The 16,733-nt window shown below is 69.3% G+C and carries 16 protein-coding genes; 7 read left to right on the plus strand and 9 right to left on the minus strand.

Going from position 1 to position 16,733, the window contains the following annotated elements; all coding sequences use genetic code 11:
- Window positions 1–13 precede the first annotated feature (13 nt).
- Window positions 14–967 carry an SGNH/GDSL hydrolase family protein gene (locus tag LX14_RS03655; RefSeq protein WP_253645912.1) on the minus strand — a complete coding sequence of 318 codons (954 nt, stop codon included), beginning with the start codon at window positions 965–967 and terminating at the stop codon, window positions 14–16.
- Window positions 964–1,386, minus strand: coding sequence for a winged helix-turn-helix transcriptional regulator (locus LX14_RS03660; RefSeq protein WP_253645913.1), 423 nt, complete (start codon window positions 1,384–1,386; stop codon window positions 964–966). The genes LX14_RS03655 and LX14_RS03660 overlap by 4 nt, the downstream gene beginning before the upstream one ends.
- A gap of 117 nt (window positions 1,387–1,503) precedes the next feature.
- Here LX14_RS03660 and LX14_RS03665 point away from each other — a divergent pair, with 117 nt between their 5' ends.
- Complete coding sequence (locus LX14_RS03665) at window positions 1,504–2,352, plus strand: SDR family oxidoreductase (protein WP_253645914.1); 849 nt, start codon at window positions 1,504–1,506, stop codon at window positions 2,350–2,352.
- 4 nt (window positions 2,353–2,356) lie between these two features.
- Here the strand turns inward: LX14_RS03665 and LX14_RS03670 are convergent, their stop codons facing one another.
- Window positions 2,357–2,974 carry a TetR/AcrR family transcriptional regulator gene (locus LX14_RS03670; RefSeq protein WP_253645915.1) on the minus strand — a complete coding sequence of 206 codons (618 nt, stop codon included), beginning with the start codon at window positions 2,972–2,974 and terminating at the stop codon, window positions 2,357–2,359.
- Window positions 2,975–3,041: 67 nt separating this feature from the next.
- Here LX14_RS03670 and LX14_RS03675 point away from each other — a divergent pair, with 67 nt between their 5' ends.
- Both LX14_RS03675 and LX14_RS03680 read left to right on the plus strand, forming a co-directional pair.
- Window positions 3,042–3,923 carry an alpha/beta fold hydrolase gene (locus tag LX14_RS03675; protein WP_253645916.1) on the plus strand — a complete coding sequence of 294 codons (882 nt, stop codon included), beginning with the start codon at window positions 3,042–3,044 and terminating at the stop codon, window positions 3,921–3,923.
- Between the two features lie 78 nt (window positions 3,924–4,001).
- Window positions 4,002–4,199, plus strand: coding sequence for a hypothetical protein (locus LX14_RS03680; protein WP_253645917.1), 198 nt, complete (start codon window positions 4,002–4,004; stop codon window positions 4,197–4,199).
- A gap of 24 nt (window positions 4,200–4,223) precedes the next feature.
- On the opposite strand, the gene LX14_RS03685 is transcribed toward LX14_RS03680, so the two are convergent.
- The 5 genes from LX14_RS03685 to LX14_RS03705 are packed head-to-tail and all read right to left on the minus strand — an operon-like array spanning window position 4,224 to window position 12,742.
- The gene (locus LX14_RS03685; protein WP_253645918.1) at window positions 4,224–4,964 is read right to left on the minus strand and encodes a TetR/AcrR family transcriptional regulator; all 741 of its coding nucleotides are present in this window, start codon (window positions 4,962–4,964) and stop codon (window positions 4,224–4,226) included.
- A gap of 20 nt (window positions 4,965–4,984) precedes the next feature.
- Window positions 4,985–6,565 (minus strand): FAD-dependent monooxygenase, encoded by a 1,581-nt coding sequence (locus tag LX14_RS03690; protein ID WP_253645919.1) that lies wholly within the window; start codon window positions 6,563–6,565, stop codon window positions 4,985–4,987.
- Window positions 6,566–6,574: 9 nt separating this feature from the next.
- Window positions 6,575–8,296: a (2,3-dihydroxybenzoyl)adenylate synthase gene (locus LX14_RS03695; RefSeq protein ID WP_253645920.1), complete on the minus strand. Its 1,722-nt coding sequence runs from the start codon at window positions 8,294–8,296 to the stop codon at window positions 6,575–6,577.
- Complete coding sequence (locus LX14_RS03700; RefSeq protein WP_253645921.1) at window positions 8,293–10,614, minus strand: hydantoinase B/oxoprolinase family protein; 2,322 nt, start codon at window positions 10,612–10,614, stop codon at window positions 8,293–8,295. The genes LX14_RS03695 and LX14_RS03700 overlap by 4 nt, the downstream gene beginning before the upstream one ends.
- Before the next feature lie 4 nt (window positions 10,615–10,618).
- Entirely contained in the window at window positions 10,619–12,742 is a 2,124-nt protein-coding gene (locus LX14_RS03705) for a hydantoinase/oxoprolinase family protein (RefSeq protein ID WP_253645922.1), read from the minus strand.
- A gap of 206 nt (window positions 12,743–12,948) precedes the next feature.
- On the opposite strand from LX14_RS03705, the gene LX14_RS03710 reads away from it, so the two are divergent.
- The 4 genes from LX14_RS03710 to LX14_RS03725 are packed head-to-tail and all read left to right on the plus strand — an operon-like array spanning window position 12,949 to window position 15,902.
- On the plus strand, window positions 12,949–13,704 hold the full coding sequence (locus LX14_RS03710; RefSeq protein WP_253645923.1) for a maleate cis-trans isomerase family protein: 756 nt from the start codon (window positions 12,949–12,951) through the stop codon (window positions 13,702–13,704).
- A 50-nt stretch (window positions 13,705–13,754) separates the two neighbouring features.
- Complete coding sequence (locus LX14_RS03715; RefSeq protein WP_253645924.1) at window positions 13,755–14,411, plus strand: VOC family protein; 657 nt, start codon at window positions 13,755–13,757, stop codon at window positions 14,409–14,411.
- On the plus strand, window positions 14,408–14,677 hold the full coding sequence (locus LX14_RS03720; protein WP_253645925.1) for a hypothetical protein: 270 nt from the start codon (window positions 14,408–14,410) through the stop codon (window positions 14,675–14,677). The genes LX14_RS03715 and LX14_RS03720 overlap by 4 nt, the downstream gene beginning before the upstream one ends.
- Window positions 14,664–15,902, plus strand: a complete 1,239-nt coding sequence (locus LX14_RS03725; protein WP_253645926.1) for an alpha/beta fold hydrolase — start codon at window positions 14,664–14,666, stop codon at window positions 15,900–15,902. Before LX14_RS03720 ends, LX14_RS03725 begins: the two co-directional genes overlap by 14 nt.
- Window positions 15,903–15,909: 7 nt before the next feature.
- Here the strand turns inward: LX14_RS03725 and LX14_RS03730 are convergent, their stop codons facing one another.
- On the minus strand, window positions 15,910–16,671 hold the full coding sequence (locus LX14_RS03730; RefSeq protein ID WP_253645927.1) for a VOC family protein: 762 nt from the start codon (window positions 16,669–16,671) through the stop codon (window positions 15,910–15,912).
- Window positions 16,672–16,733 lie beyond the last annotated feature (62 nt).

Genomic DNA, 16,733 nt, shown 5'->3' on the forward strand with positions numbered 1-16,733 from the left:
GTCGGCCGGGCGCTCAGCTCGGGACGGACGCGGGCACGACGCCGGCGGTCCTGATGGCGTCGATCGTCAGCGCGGCCATCGCTTCGCGACCCGCGGCGTTCGGGTGATAGGGCGCAGGCGGGACGAACCCGGACACCCAGGGGTCCGACGAGCAGACCGTGTGGCCGGCGGCCTGCGCCGCGGCGTCGACCAGGATCGCCCCGGAACGATCGGCGGCCGCGCGCGTCGCGGCGGTCAGGCGATCGAAGGTGGCGACGGTCTCGGCTGCCTGGGCCGGGGTCAGCGGGACGTCCGCGCACAGCGTCGCAGAGGGGTCGAGCACAGAGGGGTCGAGCACGGGGATGTAGTCGACGATCATCACCACCGCCCGCGGTGCGCGAGCCCGCACCGCGTCGACGACGGCCACCATCGCGGCCTCCAGCGCCGCGTACTCGCCGTCGGAGGACACCGACGACGGCCGCTCGGGATGACAGTGCCGCAACCGATGTGCCTGTCGCGCCGGCGCGTTCGCGCAACTGAGGTCGGTGAGACGCGGGATGTAGTGGACGTCGTTGCCGCCGGTGGTGACGGTGACGAGGTCGGTGTCGGCGGTCACCGCGTCTATCTGCGGGCGGGTGGCGCGTCCGGGTTGTGCGCGACGCAGGATGTCCGGGATCGTCGAGCCCGAGCAGGTCACGTCGGTCAGGTCCATCGACTCCGCGGCGGCGACCCGGTGCGGGTAGTCGTCGCCACCGCGCAGGCACCGGCGGTCGACGATGTCGGAGGAGTCCGGCCCGGCTGCGTAAGAACTCCCGAGCGCGACGTAGTGCACGACGCGCTCGCCCACGGTCGCGCTGCTCGGCGTCGTCGGCTCGTCGTCGGTGGCAGGTGCGCCCCGCCACGGGATGCTGACGGCGACGACCACCGCCACCACGGCGACGACCGTCACCGCGACGGCTGATCGCCGTCGTCCACGCCTGATCCTCACCGCGCGGACGGACCTCCGACGGCGACGTCCTGGGGCGCGTGCGCGTCGTCGTACTCGGCACGCGCCTCGACCACGTCGCCCACCGAGGACTGCACGGTCTCGACGAGGGCGGTCACCGGTCCGGCGACGCGGCGGCCCAGCTCGGTGAGCGAGTACTCGACGCGCGGCGGGATGGTCTGCAGCACGGCGCGCGAGACGAACCCGTCGCGCTCGAGTGACTGCAGGGTCTGGGAGAGCATCCGCTCGCTGACACCGTCGACGCGACGGCGCAGCGCGTTGAACCGGAAGTCACCCTCGGCCAGCGCCGCGATCGCCAACACCGCCCACCGGGTCGTGAGGCCCTGCAGGATGTCGCGCGAGTTGCAGTTGCGCGCGAAGACATCAGCCTCGAGGGAGGGATCGATGTCGTCGGTGTGCACGCGGAGATCATAGCGGACCAGGTGGGCACGCATGCTCAGCCGCTTGCACTGTCTTATTTGTTAGTGCTATCTCTTGTGTCATCGCAGACGCGATCGAGACCGGACGAAGGAGACACGGTGACCACCTACGCAGTGACAGGCGCAACAGGACAACTCGGATCGGCGGCGGTGGATGCGCTCCTCGCCCGGCATGTCGCACCCGCCGACGTCGTCGCGATCGTGCGTGACCCGGCGAAAGCGGGCTCGCTGCGCGACCGCGGGGTCGAGGTTCGCGTCGCCGACTACGCCGACGGTGCGGCCGTCCGCGCGGCCCTCGAGGGCGTCGACCGGCTGCTGCTCGTGTCGGGGTCCGAGGTCGGCAGCCGCGTCCCGCAGCACTCGACCGTGATCGACGCCGCGCGCGACGCGGGCGTCGCCCTGATCGCGTACACGAGCATCCTCCGCGGCGCCGACAGCGGACTGGCCCTCGCCGGCGAACACGCCGAGACCGAGAAGCTCCTCGCCGCGTCCGGGATCGACGTCATCCTGCTGCGCAACGGGTGGTACTCGGAGAACTACGTCGCCGCGCTGGCGCCGACCCTGGACGGCGGCGTGCTCTACGGCGCCGCCGGCGAGGGGCGCGTCGCCCCCGCCGCGCGGGCCGACTTCGCGGCCGCCGCGGCTGCGGCACTCGTCGACGGGACCCCGCGGGTGTACGAACTCGCCGGCGCGGAGAGCCTCTCCTACGGCGACATCGCCGAGGTTCTCGCCGAGGTGTCGGGGAAGCCGGTCCGCTATCAGGACCTGCCGCAGGCGGACTACGCCGCGGCGCTCGCGCAGAACGGCGTGCCCGCCCCGATGAACGAGGTGCTGGCCGACTCCGACGCCGGGATCGCCCGCGGTGAACTCGACGGCGACGCCGGCGACCTCGCCGGGCTCGTCGGCGACCTCACCCCGTTCCGCGACGTCGTCCGCGCGGCGCTCTGACGCCTCACCCGGCCGCGAACGAGTCGATGAGCCGGTCGAGGACGACCAGCATCTCGGCCCGGGCGCGGTCGGGGTCGTCGGCGGCGGCGACGTAGAGCGCGGCCTCGTCGATCGCGGCGATCGCGATGTGGGCGAGAGGTCGCGTCGGCTGCTCGGCGATGGCGCCGACCTGCACCGCGGTCTGCAGCATGCCGCCGACGAGAGCCATCCCGAAGTGCTCGCCCCGTGCCCGCCAGTCCTTCCACCCCATCACCGACGGCGCCTCGACGAGCACGATCGTCTGCGCCACCGGGTCGACGAACGCCTCGAGGAACACCCGGGCGCCCAGCCGCATCGCGGCGAGCGGGTCGGCCTCCCCCGCCTCGACGACGCGCTCGGCGATGGTCTGCGTGATCTCGCCCTCGACCTCGTCGAAGACCGCGACGAACAGACCCTTCTTGTCACCGAAGTGGTGGTAGAGCGCCCCGCGGGTGACGCCCGCGGCGTCGACGATCGCCTGCGTCGCGACGTCGGCGAAGGGGGCCGCGCCGAACAGGGGGCGTGCGGCCGCCATCAGCGCGCTGCGCGTGGCCGCGTTCCGCTCGGACTGGGTGCGGCGTCTCGGCCGACCGTTGACTTCCATACCGGCTGTATGTAACTTTCGTACAAGCTGTTTGTAAGTGACTTCCGACGACGAGAGCGTAGTCGACATGGCCGATCACCCCGCCCCCTCCACGCAGGCGCAGTTCGCCTCGGCCATCGGCCCGATCCCGTACAGCGTCGTCGGCCCCGACGACACCGATGCGCCGACTGCGGTGTTCGTGCACGGCGTCCTCGCCGACCACCGGTTGTGGTCGGGTGTGGCGGACCGGCTCGCCGCGCGCGGGGTCCGCAGCGTCTTCCCGACGCTGCCCCTCGGCGCCCACCCCGTCCCGATGTCGGCCGACGTCGCGCTGACGCCCGCGAGTGTCGCTGCAGCGATCGCCGGTCTCGTCGACCATCTCGACCTGCGGGCGATCACCCTCGTCGGGAACGACACCGGCGGCGCCCTCTGCCAGTTCCTGCTCGCCGCACAGCCGGACCGCGTCGGCCGCGTCGTGTTCACCAACTGCGACGCGTTCGACGTCTTCCCGCCGCAGCCGTTCCGACAGGTGTTCGCACTCCTGCGGCGTCCGTCGATCCTGCGCGCGATGATCCCGACGATGCGCCTGACCGCGCTGCGCCACAGCCCGCTCGGCTACGGGCTGCTGGCCCATGCACCCGACACCGACCTGACCCGATCGTGGATCGACCCGCTGCTCACCGACGCCGCGATCCGTCAGGACCTCGTGCGCTTCCTGCGCGCGATCCGTCCCGCCGACCTCGACACGATCACCCACTCGCTGGCCGGCTTCGACAAGCCCGTCTCGCTGGTGTGGGGATCCGACGACCGCTGTTTCACACCCGAGCTGGGGCGCCGTCTCGCCGACGTCTTCGCTGACGCGGAGTTCACGCCCGTCCCGGGTGCCCGCACCTTCGTGCCGCTCGACGTCCCCGACGCCGTCGCCGATGCGGTCGTCGCCATCGCCGCCCGCAGCGACGCCCGGCCCTGATCCGCTCCTCGATCCGCAGGACATCGACGCCGTCGTCGTCGTACATTTGTCCACACGGGGGACGACGGAAGGAGCACCATGCGGACGACACGACGGGCGGCAGCAGTTCTCGGAGCGGCTGCGATCGCGATGACGGTGGCGGGCGCCGGGCCGGCGGGCGCCGCGGAGCTGACCCCGACACCGGCTGCGAGCCAGGGCTTCACCTTCTACCTGCCCCTGGGCTGCACCGGCGGTCTGGGGTGCCTGCCGGTGACCATCGCCTTCCCGGGGAGCTGACGGGACCGGCCAACCCTCGCGCTGTCACCGTTCACCGGCGTCACCTCGGACCACTCGCTCGAGGAGATCGAGCTCCCCACGGATGCGGCCGATCACCTGCGCAGGGCCCGACATGCCGTCCTCGGCGTAGGACACGTCGGTCACCGAACGGACAGCCATGTCCGCCAGCGCCCGCGCCACCGACCGATCGGTGTCCACGCTGTCGGCCCGGTGCCACCACGCGATCCAGTTGAGCATCCCCACGATGCCCAGCGCATGGGTCCGGGAGTCGCCCCGGACGAACTGGCCGGACTCCATCCCCGCCTCGATGACGGTGATGAGTTCCTTCAAGACCTGCCGTCGGCTCGTCCGGTAGGTCTCGGCGAGGTGTTCGGGGAGTTCGGCTTCCGAGCGGATGAGCAGACGAAAGCGTTCCTGGGTGCGGATCTGGTGTTCGGCGAGGCTTGTCGCCATCGTCCGGAGCTTGGACGCCGGATCCAGGTCGCCGGCATTGATGTCGTGCAGAGCTGCGGCCGGTTCCTCGACGATCTCACTCACCAGGCGGGCGAACAGGGCGTCCTTGTTCGCGACGTAGTGGTACAGCGCAGGACGTGTGAGGCCAGTCGCGTCCGCGATGTCCTGCAACGTCGTCCTGGCCAGACCACGCTCGGCGAACAGCCGAGTGGCCTGCTCCATGATCTCCCGCTCGACCAGTTCGCGCCGAGCCCCGCCACGCGTACCGCGATCGCCCTCGCGACTGTTCCCCTCACCTACCCCATTCGCCATCTGCGCAGGATAGAGGGCGGTCAGGCCGGTGCCGAGCGCACGGCTCGGGCCGTCAGCGACCGGTCATCCCGGACGGACATCGATACGAGATCCGTCCGGTGGGCCACGACGCCGGCGACGAGGTCGTCCCGGTGGACCTCGGGGGCTTCCACGACCACGATCGCGTCGTTCTCCCGTCGCAACCGCTCTCCGAGGTCCAGGCGGGAGAGAACCGCGTCGCGATCGCTCGGACCGGTCACCCATACGACGGGAGCATGTGCGGTGGTGGCGACGACCCGGTCGGCGTCCATCGACCAGGCGGACCGCAGATCGGTGTCGACCACCGACGTCGTGGGGGCGTCGCGGAGGTCGTGTGTAGCGATGCGGTCTGCGAAGTGTCGACCGTGTCGGTCCAGGGGGCGAGCAAGTGTCCAACTGGCGATGTCGGTGGACGGGATGTCGCCGGGGGACACACCGGCGAACTCGGCGAGTCCCGTCCTCGCGACGTCGGGTGACGAGGACGCGAAGCGGTCCACGCTGACTTTCCCCGCCCGGGTCATGTAGGCGAGCATGAGCTGTGCTGGGTGCATGCCCGCGCGGCCCGGGAACGAATCCCACCATGCCTCGCTGCGCCGCGCGATTGCCTGCAGGTGTTCCACCCCGGGCCGACGTCGGGACTCGTACTGCGCCAGGGCATCGGCCAGGGAGTCTGCGCGCTCGACGGCGGCGGTCAGGGCGATGGCGTCCTCCATCGCCAGCTTCGTACCGGACCCGATGGAGTAGTGCGCCGTGTGTGCTGCGTCGCCGAGGAGTACGACGTTGCCCCGGGACCACTGCGCGCACCGCACGGTCCGGAACCGGGTCCACCGGGTGCGGTTGCCGATCAGTCGATGGCCTGCGAGGCTGCCGCCGAAGGCGTCCGCGAGATAGTCCAGGGAGACCTGGTCGCTCTCGCCCGGGGGCGTCGACTCGGTCGACACATCGAACCCTGCTGCCCGCCAGGTCTGTTCGTCGGTCTCGACCAGGAACGTGCTGCGGTCATCCGCATAGGGGTACGCATGTGCGACGAACGTGCCGTGCTGCGTCGTCGCCGGCGTGAAGATCGCTGTGGGCAGCGCGAAGTCGGTGCCGCACCACAGGTACAACCCCTCGCCGACGGAGAATGTCGGCCTGAACGCTTCCGGGTCGGCGGTGCGTGTCGCACTGTTCACACCGTCGGCGGCGACAATCAGATCGGCGTCGATCTCGTCGGCGGCGACGCGCGACCCGTAGACGAGTCGCACACCCGCGGCAGCGGCATGCCGGTGCAGGATCGCGAGCAGCGTCGTACGCGCGATCGCGAGCAGGTTGCCGTGGGACAGTCGCGCCTCCCCGGCCGGGACCTGCATGGCCATGTCGTGCTGCCACGCCGTGGAGACGATGTCCTCGAACGACTGAGGATCGGCGGAATGCAGGTTCTGTTGAGTGCGCGAGGCGAGTCCGACGCCGAACCCGAACGTGTCCTCGGGAGCGACCTGTTCGTAGAGGCTGACGTCGCAGTCGGGATGGCTGCGTTTGAGCAGCCGCGCCGCGTACAGGCCCCCGGGCCCACCGCCCAGGACGGCGATACGGTGAAGTCTCATCTGTGTTCCTCAGTGTGTGTTCGGCGCGGTGGACGACATGCCGGTGCGGCCCTCCGGGGCATCGACCTTGGCTGCGATGTCGGCGCGCAGTGTCTTCTTGTCGACCTTGCCGACGGGCGTGGTGGGCAGGTCCTGCACCCATTCGAGACGTTCGGGCCATTTGAACTTCGCGACGCCGAGCACCGTCAGGTGCTGCTGCACCTCGCCCATCGACAGAGGGCGGCCTCTGCTGACCAGATAGGCGCAGGTGCGTTCCCCCAACCGCGGGTCGGGCATCGCGACGACCGCGGCGTCGACGATCTCGTGGTGGCGGACCAGCAGCAGCTCGAGCTCCTCTGCGTTGATCTTCTCGCCGCCGCGGTTGATGACGTCCTTGATCCGACCCTCGATCACCACGCAGTCGAGCCCGTCGATGCTCTCGATGCGCGCAAGGTCACCGGTGCGGTAGAAGCCGTCGCTGGTGAAAGCCCGGGCGTTGTGGTCATCCGCGTCGAAGTACCCCGGGATCGTGTACGGCCCACGGCAACAGAGCTCGCCGATCGACCCCGCGTCGACCGGCTCCTCCGACCCGGGTTCGAGGATGCGAATCTCGTCCTCGCGCGCGATGGGAGTTCCCACCGTGGTCGCGCGTGCACGTGGTGACGCATCGCGGGGCGTGACCAGGAACAGTCCCTCGGACATCCCGAACAGTTGCCCCGCCCACCGGGATCGGCCGTCGTCGACCCGTGCGAACAGGTCGGGACGCACCTTTGCGCCGGACAGCAGCACCGTCGACAGGTGCTCACGCGCTTCGTCGAAGAGCGTGCCGCCGACCGCCTGGTAGTGCCCGTGACCGATCAGGACGTCGGTGACACGCTCGCGTGCCATCAGCGGGAACGCCTGCGACACATCGGCCGTGGTGAGGACGAGGCATGCCCCCACGGAATGCGCCGCGTGCAGGCCACAGGTGATCCCGGCGTTGTGGACGATCGGGATCAGGTGTGCGACGCGGGTCTGTTCGGTCCACCCCAGACGACGGGCGTAGAGCAGTGCGTTGTCCCAGTACTCCACGTGCAGTCGTGGGATGACCTTGGGGACACCGGTCGTGCCACCGGACAGCTGGAACGCGCAGATGTCGAGCGGGTCGACACCGGCGGTGATCTCGTCGACGATCCGCCGTGCCTCGTCGTCGCCGATCTGCGAGCCGAGGTCCTCGAGGGCGAACGTGACGTTGTCGGTCGGGTGTTCGCCGATGGTGACGATGTGGCGCAGTGTCGGATGATCACGACCGCGGTCGCGGGCGAATCCCACGAGGTCGAACGAGAGCCCCGCCTCGACGATGTGCCCGACCGCACCCACCGCTCGCGAGATGTGGTCGATCTCGTGCGCGCGGTGTGCGGCGAGGGTCGCCACCGGGATGAGTCCGGCCTTCACGCAGCCGTACCAGGCGAGGATCGTCGACATGCGGTTGGTCACCTGGAACAGGACCGGATCGCCGGGCATCAGGCCGAGTCCGACGAGGCCGGCCGCGATGCGGTCGGTTCGTCCGTCGAGCTCCGCGTAGGTGAGCGAGCCCTCCGCGGTGATGACGGCGGGGCGGTCCCGGTGCCGGGCCACGGTCTCGCGGAACCGGTGTGTCACCGGCGCGTCGGTCCACTCCCCGGCGCGTCGATACCGCTCGGCGAGATCGTCGGGGTGGGCGACGAGGCGTTGCCCCCACCGACCGTGAGACCTCGGGAGGGTGGCCGTCATCCGCCGGCCACCGCTGGGAGGATCTGCGCGAGGTCGGCCAGTCGGTCGGGATGATCGGCCGGGACCACGCCGGAGAACAACGCGGTCCAGCAGCCGGGGCAGCACTGCTGTCGGAACACCACCTCGGTGTCGACGTACTCCGACGGGTCGGATGTCACCTGGGCCCCCGCCGTGGAGGTCGGGCCCTCGTAGCGTGCAACGTCGAGTCGTCCGGTCGTCGTGTCGCCCAACAGGCGTCCACAGTGGGCGCAGCCCACGACCTCGGCGTCCCCGATGGTCACCGTCGCGAGGTTGTCGTCGAGGCGACGCGCCCTCGTCAGGTCGATCGTCGCGTCCTGGGTCGCCGGCACGGTGGAGCGATCCTTGCGCTCCCCGCGGATGTCCGCACGACGTCGCGTCGTGGCGTCGTCGTCGACGGCGCCGTCGGCGATGACCACGCCGTAGGTGTCCGTCGCCCCCGCCTCACTGATCTTGCCCTCGCGCAGATCGACGGCGACGGCGCCGGGATCGCGACGGATCGGGTCACCGTAGCCACCGCCTCCCTGCCAGTGCATGTAGAGGACCTCACCGGGCGCGAGGTAACTCTCGGCGTAGCAGGCACCGATCTCCTGCCGGCCGCCGATCTCGGCGACAGAACCGGGGATGGCACCATCGGAGAGGATCGTCGTGATCGCGGTGTCCCGGGCCAGGATCTCCAGACCGGTGTTGCCGGGCAGACCACCCGCGAGACCGGAGTTCTGCGCGACCGCTTTCCCGGCCGAGGCGAACACGAGTCCCATGGGAACGCTGGTGCCGTGCGGGGTGACCGCGAGGGATGCGCTCACGCCACCGCGGTGGCGGCCTGGGCCGCCGGAGTCGGGCTCCTCCCGACGCCACAGGGTGAGCAGCGGGTACAGGAACTCGGTCATCTCGGTGTCGGGGACCCGTCCCATCGGGATGCAGAAGAGGCCACCGGTGTCCATGCCATCGGCGACGGGGCGGGCACCGTATCCACCGGCCATCGGCTCCATCATGATGTTCAGGAACGGGACCGGGACCTCCCCGCGCTCGTCGAGTCCCGCGACCACCGCGGTGTCCCACGTGCCACAACACGATGCCTGGACGTTCTCACCGAACTCGATGTGGCGGTCGAGCATCTGAGCCAGACACTCCGCGATCAAATTGCCCGTCAACCACGCCGGCCCGATCGGACCCCGACTGACGGCAGCCGGGAATGTCGCGTTGTTGATCGTGCCCTCCTCCGACACGAGGTCGAAGCAGCGCATGAGACCGCCCGCGGACCAGGGGATGTCGCCGGCCAGGATGGGCAGCAGCGCCAGCATGACCCCGCCGCGCATGCCGGCGTAGGTGCAGTTGATGACGCCGACCTGCGGGTCGGTTCCGGTGAAGTCGAAGGTCAGGTGGTCGTCACGCTTGGTCATCGCGACCGTGATCTTGTGGATGTCGCGGTCACCGACCTTCGCCTGGTCCTGATATCCCGTCGCGCGCCACGTCCCGTCGGGTAGATCGGAGAGCTTGCCGCGCAGTCGACTCTCGGCATCGGTCATCATGCGCTTCATGACGGCTTTGACGGTGTCCGCCCCGTACTGCTCGATCACCGACAGCAGACGGTCACGGCCGACGCTGTTGGCGCCGACCTTCGCGCGCAGGTCCAATCCGACCAACATGGGGACCCGGGACCGGCGCACCCACAGGTCGGCGACGTCTCGCTGCAACTCGAAGTCGCGCACCACCTTCACCGGGGGTGTCGGCAACGATTCGGAGAACACGTCGTTCGCGGACGGGTCGAACGACCCGAGCCCCGAGCCGCCGAGGTCGGGCTCGTGACAGATCGCGCTGGTCCACCCGAACAGCGCGCCGTCGTGGAACACCGGCTGGTACACGATCACATCGCTCTGGTGCAGGCCACCACCCACCCAGGGGTCGTTGCAGAGGAACATGTCCCCTTCGAGGATCCCGGGGTTGAGGGAGCGGTGCTGCAGGGTCCAGTAGATGGCCAGGTCCACGGCACCGACGAGCATCGTGTTGTAGAGGCCGACCTGCACCTCCTGACCCATCTCGTCGCTGACCGCGAAGTCGAAGTCGTTGGCGTCGGTGACGATCGGGGACCCGGACATGCGCTTGAGCGCCTCGCCCATCTCGTCGGTGACCGACCACAGCCGGTGCCGGATCACCTCGTAGGTCAGCGGGTCCACGGCGTCGATCTGCTCCTGCGTGACCGAGTGCACGGGGAGATCCGGTGGGAGAGAACGACGAAGGGCCTCGACGTCGACGGGTCGGCTCGAGAAGACCTCGGAACCGGGGATCGGTGCGGTCATGGTGTCACTCCTGAGGAAGGTCGGCGGTGTCGACGGTGATGACGAGATTTCCCAGACGGTCGATCCGGCCGGTGGTGTGGTGGGGGACGACGACGGTCGTCGTGGGGACCTCGATGATCGCGGGACCGGGGACGACGTGGCCCGCGCGCAGACCGGTGTAGTCGTAGACGGCGGTGTCGACGTAGCCGAGGCGACCGTCGAGACACACGGGACGACTCCCCACACGGGCGGTGCCCGCGTCCGACGAGTCGGCGTCGGCCAGCTCGGGCAGCTGGGTGGAGAACGGCAGCACACCGGTGCCCCGCACCCGGTAGGTGATGGCCTGGATGCCGGCCTCCCGGAATCCACTGTCCTTGCCGTACAGCTCGGCGTAGCGCCGTTCAAATGATTCTGCGGCCCCGACCATCTCGGTCGACGTCAGCTGTCCCGCCTCGACCGGGGTGGCCACCTCGGCGAGCTGCATCGAGTAGCGCATGTCGATCTCGCGCTCGACGATGACCGAGGCGAAGTCCAGGCCCTGCCGTTCGAGTTGCTCGCGCACCTGCTCCTCGAGCATCTTGAAGTTCTGTTCTGCACGCGCGGGGTCCACCGGCATCGCGGCGGGGTCCGACAGTTCTCGCGCCAGCACGACATCGGAGGACGCGAGCCCGTACGCGGAGAACGCCGACGCCACCTGTCCCAGCGGCACGACGACCCGGGAGACACCGATCTCCTGGGCGTAGAACCCACAGTGCGCGGGACCCGACCCACCGAACGCGTAGACGATGAAGTCACGGGGGTCGTGCCCGGCCTCGACGACCGTCTTGCGCAGGAGATCGCCGGTCTGCGCGTTCTGGACCGCATAGATCGCCGCGGCCGCGTCCTCGACCGATAGACCCAGGGGCTCGGCGATCCGCGTCCTGATGGCCTCGCGCGCCAGCGCGATGTCGAGCGGCTTGCGGCCACCGAGGAGCCCACGCGACGGGAGGATGCCGAGGACGAGGTTGGCGTCGGTGTTGGTCGGTTCGGTGCCGCCCTGGCCGTAACAGGCGGGTCCCGGCACCGCCTGCGCACTGTGCGGACCGATCTGCAGGTTCCCGCCGGCGTCGACCCACGCGATCGCACCTCCGCCCGCGCCGATCGCGTGCACCTCCAGGGTCGGCACGTTGATGGGGTGGTGGTTGATGATCGTCGTCGAGGCGCGAACGGGTTCGCCGTCGACGACCAGACCGACGAGGAAGGTCGTCCCGCCGGCGTCGGTCGCGATGATGTTCTCGTGCCCGAGCTGTCGGCCCAGTGACAGCGACCCGATCACACCACCGGTGAGAACCGAGCCGACGGTCGAGATCGCGTTCGCCGGCGCCTCCGAGGCCTCGACAGCACCGCCGTTGCTCTGCATGACCAGTAAGGGGCCCGCCAGGTGTGCCGACCGCAGACGGGCCTCGAGCTCACCGAGGTAGTCGCGGAGCCCGGGCCCGATCTGCGTACTCATGATCGTCGTCGCGTTGCGTGCGAACTCGCGGATACGAGGGCTGACCTCGCTCGACAACGAGACGAAGACCGACGGGTCGATCTCGGCGACGATCTCGCGGATCCGCCGCTCGTGGGCCGGGTTGCGGAAGGACCACAACAGTGACACCGCGATTGCACGAATCCCCTGGTCCAGGAGCGCGGTCACCTGGAGGCGGACGTCGTCCTCGTCGAGCGCGACGATCACCCGTCCATCCCGGTCGACGCGCTCGGTGACCTCCAGGGCGTGTTCCTTCGGGATCAGGCCGTGGGACTTGCTCTGCGCCATGACGTTCTGCAGCTGCTCGGGCGATCGACCGAGGTACCGACCCTCGACGTTCATGATGTAGATCGAGTCCCGGTGACCCTTGGTCGTCAGGAACCCGACATCGGGGACCTGACCCATGACCAGGGCGTTGAGCGACGACGTCGTGCCGTGGGCGATGTGGTGGGTGTCGGCGAGCATGTCCTCGAGCGGCCGGCCGAGGTGCTCGGCCAACTGGTCGAGCACGTCCATCACGCCCTGCGAGTAGTCCGGCGGCGTGGACGGCGCCTTGCCGGCGACCACCAGCCCGTTCCCATCGTCGAGGACTGCGTCGGTGAACGTGCCTCCCACGTCCACGCCGATCACATAGGCCATGCGGAGCAACCCCTTCGGTCCGGTGGGTCGCCCCACATGTTTACGTTCACGTCGATTATTTGACGCGACTGACATCGCTGTCAAGGACCGCGGGTGATCGACATCACCGACCACGCCGACCGGGGCCTTGACTGGGTGTCACGAACGTCGAATAATCGTCGTCAGCGTCAAAACACCTGAGAGCTCACCCGACGAAAGCTGCGCACATGGATGTCCACCACATCGGACTGGTCGTACCCAGCTCCAACGTGACCGTCGAGAGCGAGATCCCCGAGCTGCTGGGTCGCCACCCGGCGTCGCGGTTCTCGTTCCACTCGACCCGCATGCGCATGCATTCCGTCACCCCGGCCCAGTTGGCAGCGATGAACGCCCAGCGCGAACGGTGCGTGCTCGAGATCGCCGATGCGGGGCCCGAGGCGATCCTCTACGCGTGCCTCGTCGCGGTCATGGTCGGCGGAGCAGGAGAGCATGCACGCGTCGAGGGCGCGATCGCCGAACAGCTGGCCACCGGTGGATCGGACGCCGTGATCCGGTCCAGTGCCGGCGCGCTCGTCGAGGCCCTGACCGATCTGGGTGCACGACGGATCGCACTCGTGACGCCCTACATGCGTCCCCTCGCCGCGCAGGTGGTCGCCTATCTCGAGGCCGAGGGGTTCGAGGTCGCGGACTGGGCAGCACTCGAGGTGGCGGACAACGCCGAGGTCGGTCGGATCCCGGGCGCCGACGTCATGGCGGCAGCACGCTCCCTGTCGCTGACCGGCGTCGACGCACTCGTCCTGTCCTGCTGCGTGCAGATGCCCTCGCTCGACCTGATCGAGGCGGCCGAACAGGAGTTCGCGGTGCCGGTCCTGTCCGCCGCGACCGCCGGCGCGTACAGCATCCTGCGCAGCTTGGGGCTCGCGGCGGCGGTCGACGGCGCGGGGTCTCTGCTGCGTTCCGACCTGAGCTCCGTCCCCGCCTGACATCGGCACACGCCGTCGTACCACCGACCCACGTCTCCGAGAGGATTGCAATGCCCCACAACGACCACAGGGTTCGAGGGGTCGACCACGTCGCGTACCCGACGTTCGACCCGACCGGGACCGTCCGCTTCTACCGGGACGTCCTGGGCTTCCCTGTCGTCCACTCCATCTGCGCCGCGGGGTGGGGTCCCGACAAGCACCCCGACTTCATCCACTTCTTCTTCGACATAGGCAACGACGACCGGCTGGCCTTCTTCTACTACTTCGGGCTCGAGCCGTTCGACGGCGGCCCGCTCGGGGACGTCTACTCCCGCTTCGCCGAGGACGTCCCGATCTTCTTCATCCGCTCCCGCCACCTCGCCATCCACGTGGACTCCGAGAAGGACCTGCTCGACTACCGTCGCCGCCTCGACGACTCTGAGTGGCCGGTGGAGATGCAGATACAACACGAGACCATCGAGTCGATCTACACCCACGACCCGAACGGCTACATGATCGAGATCACCCGTGCGATGCGCCCGGTCACCCCCCAGGAGGACCTGGACGCCAACATCACGATCGACGCGCTTCTGGACGTCGTTGCCGGCGGCGCGCCCAGCATGTCGGCGCTACTCGACCGCAAGGCGGAACTCATCATGGAGCGTGCGGTCGAATGGCAGGACCGGCACGACAAGCTCGCCGGTTCCTTCGAGGCGGTGGACCGGTGACGACGCTCTTCATCCTCGACGTCCCCGAGAACAAGGCCGTCGCGGTGGTGGCAGCAGAGGGCGACGGTGTGAGCGTCGATCACCACGGACCGTACTTCCGTGTGACCGCGACGGGAACGATCACCATCGACCGCCGCGCCACCGGCTGTCGCCATGCCGTCTGGTACAGCTGCGTGGCAGGTCTGCTGGACGCGGCCATCACACAGTGGGACAAGGACGCGCTCGTCGTCGAGCACGCTGCAGGAGCTCCGAGTGCGGACGGCTGACGCGACGTCGGGTCTCGGCGCCGGGCGCTACATCGAATCCGCGGCAGCGCCCGAGTCGACGGTGACAACCGTTCACCAGTTGACCACCGCCGACGGCGCCACCGTCTCCGGCGTGCTGCGCACGGTCCCCGGTGCACAGACCGTCGTCGCCCTGATGCACCCACGCCAAGATCTCACCCACCACGTCCTCGTCCCCGAGCTCCTCAAACGAGGCTTCGCTGTGTGGACTCAGGGGACGCGGTCGGTCAACAACGACGTCGACCTCATCCACGAACAGGCGCTCCTCGACGTCGCGGCGGGACAGGTCTTTCTCCGGACGCGATCGTTCGGATCCGTTGTCACGGTGGGCCATTCCGGCGGTGGGGCATTGTTCGCCTTCTACCACCAGCAATCCGGAATGTCGCCGAGCAACCGACTCGCTGACACCCCCGCGGGCAGGCCGATCGACCTTGCATCCGCCGACATGCCCACACCGGACGGTGCGATCTTCATGGCACCACACCCGGGTCAGGGCGTGTTGCTGGAACGCCTCATCGACCCGTCGGTCATCGACGAAGCGGACCCGTTGAGTGTCGACCCTGCCTTCGACGCCTTCAACCCGGACAACGGGTTCGCGGAACCACCGACGCCGGCGGAGTACAGCGACGAGTTCGTCGGGCGATACCGCGCCGCGCAGCGTCGGCGCATCGAGCGCATCGACGCTGTTGCCGCCGAACGGGTCGCGACTGCGAACGCGGCCAGGAGTCGCCACCGCGCCTCAGGCGACCCGGCTGACCGACGCGACGCGATCGCTCCCCGGCTGCTCACCGTGTATCGCACAGACGCCGATCTGCGCTTCACCGACCTGCGGCTCAGCCCGAACAAACGACCCTATGGGTCGTTGTTCGGACGGCGACCCGACCTCACCGACTACGGGCTCGTCGGGTTCGCGCGCACGCTGACGCCGGAGGCGTGGATGTCGACTTGGTCCGCCACCACCAGCCGCGCCGGACTGGTCCGCTGCGCGCCGGGCGTCGCGGCGCCCACGCTGTTCATCGAACTGACCGGCGACCAAGCATGTTTCCCCGAGGACGCGGAGGAGGCGGTCGCCGCGCTCGGGTCACCGGACGTCACCCACCTGTCCGTCGACGGGACCCACTTCGGCGGCCCCCTCCACCCCGGGGGCCCCACCGGCGCGAGCCTCGCCGCCGCACACATCGGCGGATGGCTCGACGATCGGTTCTGACGTCACGTCAGTGCAGCACCGACAGGACGTTGCCGGACGGGTCGGTGAACCAGGCGATGTCGGGGCCCATGCCGACGGAGCGGCCGCGCATGACGCCCTTCTCGTCACACGACATGCCGTCGTAGCGGAGCGTCTGGACACCCTTCGCCGCGAGGTCGTCGACGGCGACGTCGATGTCGGGAACGGGGATGTTGAGCACGGTGAAGCCGGCGGGTTCGTGGTCGGGCTTGGGGTAGACGATGACGCGCGTCCGCCGATCGAGATGCAGTGTCAGCAGGCCCATCTCGTTGCGGTCGGCGCGCAGGCCGAGGACGTCGGAGTAGAACGCCGCCGCCGCGTCGACGTCGCGGACGGCGAAGCCGCTGAACGGTGTCATCGACGCCTCCTGCGCCTCCCGCTCCATCGCGTCGGAGAGCCGCATTATCTGCACCAGGTTGCCGTCGGGGTCGAGCGCGGTGCCGAACCAGTTGCCGTCACGCTTCTCGACCGGCGCGCGCCATCCCAGCCCGAGCCGGTCGACGCGTGTGGCGGTGGCCTCCACGTCGTCCACCTCGACGTTCAGGATGACCCGGGCAGGCTCCTGGGTCGGGCCCGCGATGTCGTCGCGGGAGTCGATCATCAGATAGAAGCCGTCGAGGTCGACGACCTCGTACCCCTTCTCGTCGCCGACCTTTTCGACGGAGGCGTCGAACACCTCCGCGTACCAGTCACGCAGACGGCCGGGGTCGTCGCTGGAGAGCAGGGCGCTGAAGATCGTTCCGGTTGCCATGTCGGTACTGACCGGCCGCGCGCCCGGAACTCATCGCGCACGCCGAACTCGTCGTGCGTCCG

It is taken from the genome of Williamsia deligens (genome assembly GCF_024171765.1).
Lineage (GTDB): Bacteria > Actinomycetota > Actinomycetes > Mycobacteriales > Mycobacteriaceae > Williamsia_A > Williamsia_A deligens.

Coding starts and splice junctions, on each gene's coding strand:
- LX14_RS03695 (WP_253645920.1), bottom strand. CDS start 8,296: ATGACGGCCACCCTCCCGAGGTCTCACGGTCGGTGGGGGCAACGCCTC.
- LX14_RS03670 (WP_253645915.1), bottom strand. CDS start 2,974: ATGGAAGTCAACGGTCGGCCGAGACGCCGCACCCAGTCCGAGCGGAAC.
- LX14_RS03685 (WP_253645918.1), bottom strand. CDS start 4,964: ATGGCGAATGGGGTAGGTGAGGGGAACAGTCGCGAGGGCGATCGCGGT.
- LX14_RS03680 (WP_253645917.1), top strand. CDS start 4,002: ATGCGGACGACACGACGGGCGGCAGCAGTTCTCGGAGCGGCTGCGATC.
- LX14_RS03705 (WP_253645922.1), bottom strand. CDS start 12,742: ATGGCCTATGTGATCGGCGTGGACGTGGGAGGCACGTTCACCGACGCA.
- LX14_RS03730 (WP_253645927.1), bottom strand. CDS start 16,671: ATGGCAACCGGAACGATCTTCAGCGCCCTGCTCTCCAGCGACGACCCC.
- LX14_RS03700 (WP_253645921.1), bottom strand. CDS start 10,614: ATGACCGCACCGATCCCCGGTTCCGAGGTCTTCTCGAGCCGACCCGTC.
- LX14_RS03675 (WP_253645916.1), top strand. CDS start 3,042: ATGGCCGATCACCCCGCCCCCTCCACGCAGGCGCAGTTCGCCTCGGCC.
- LX14_RS03690 (WP_253645919.1), bottom strand. CDS start 6,565: ATGAGACTTCACCGTATCGCCGTCCTGGGCGGTGGGCCCGGGGGCCTG.
- LX14_RS03710 (WP_253645923.1), top strand. CDS start 12,949: ATGGATGTCCACCACATCGGACTGGTCGTACCCAGCTCCAACGTGACC.
- LX14_RS03715 (WP_253645924.1), top strand. CDS start 13,755: ATGCCCCACAACGACCACAGGGTTCGAGGGGTCGACCACGTCGCGTAC.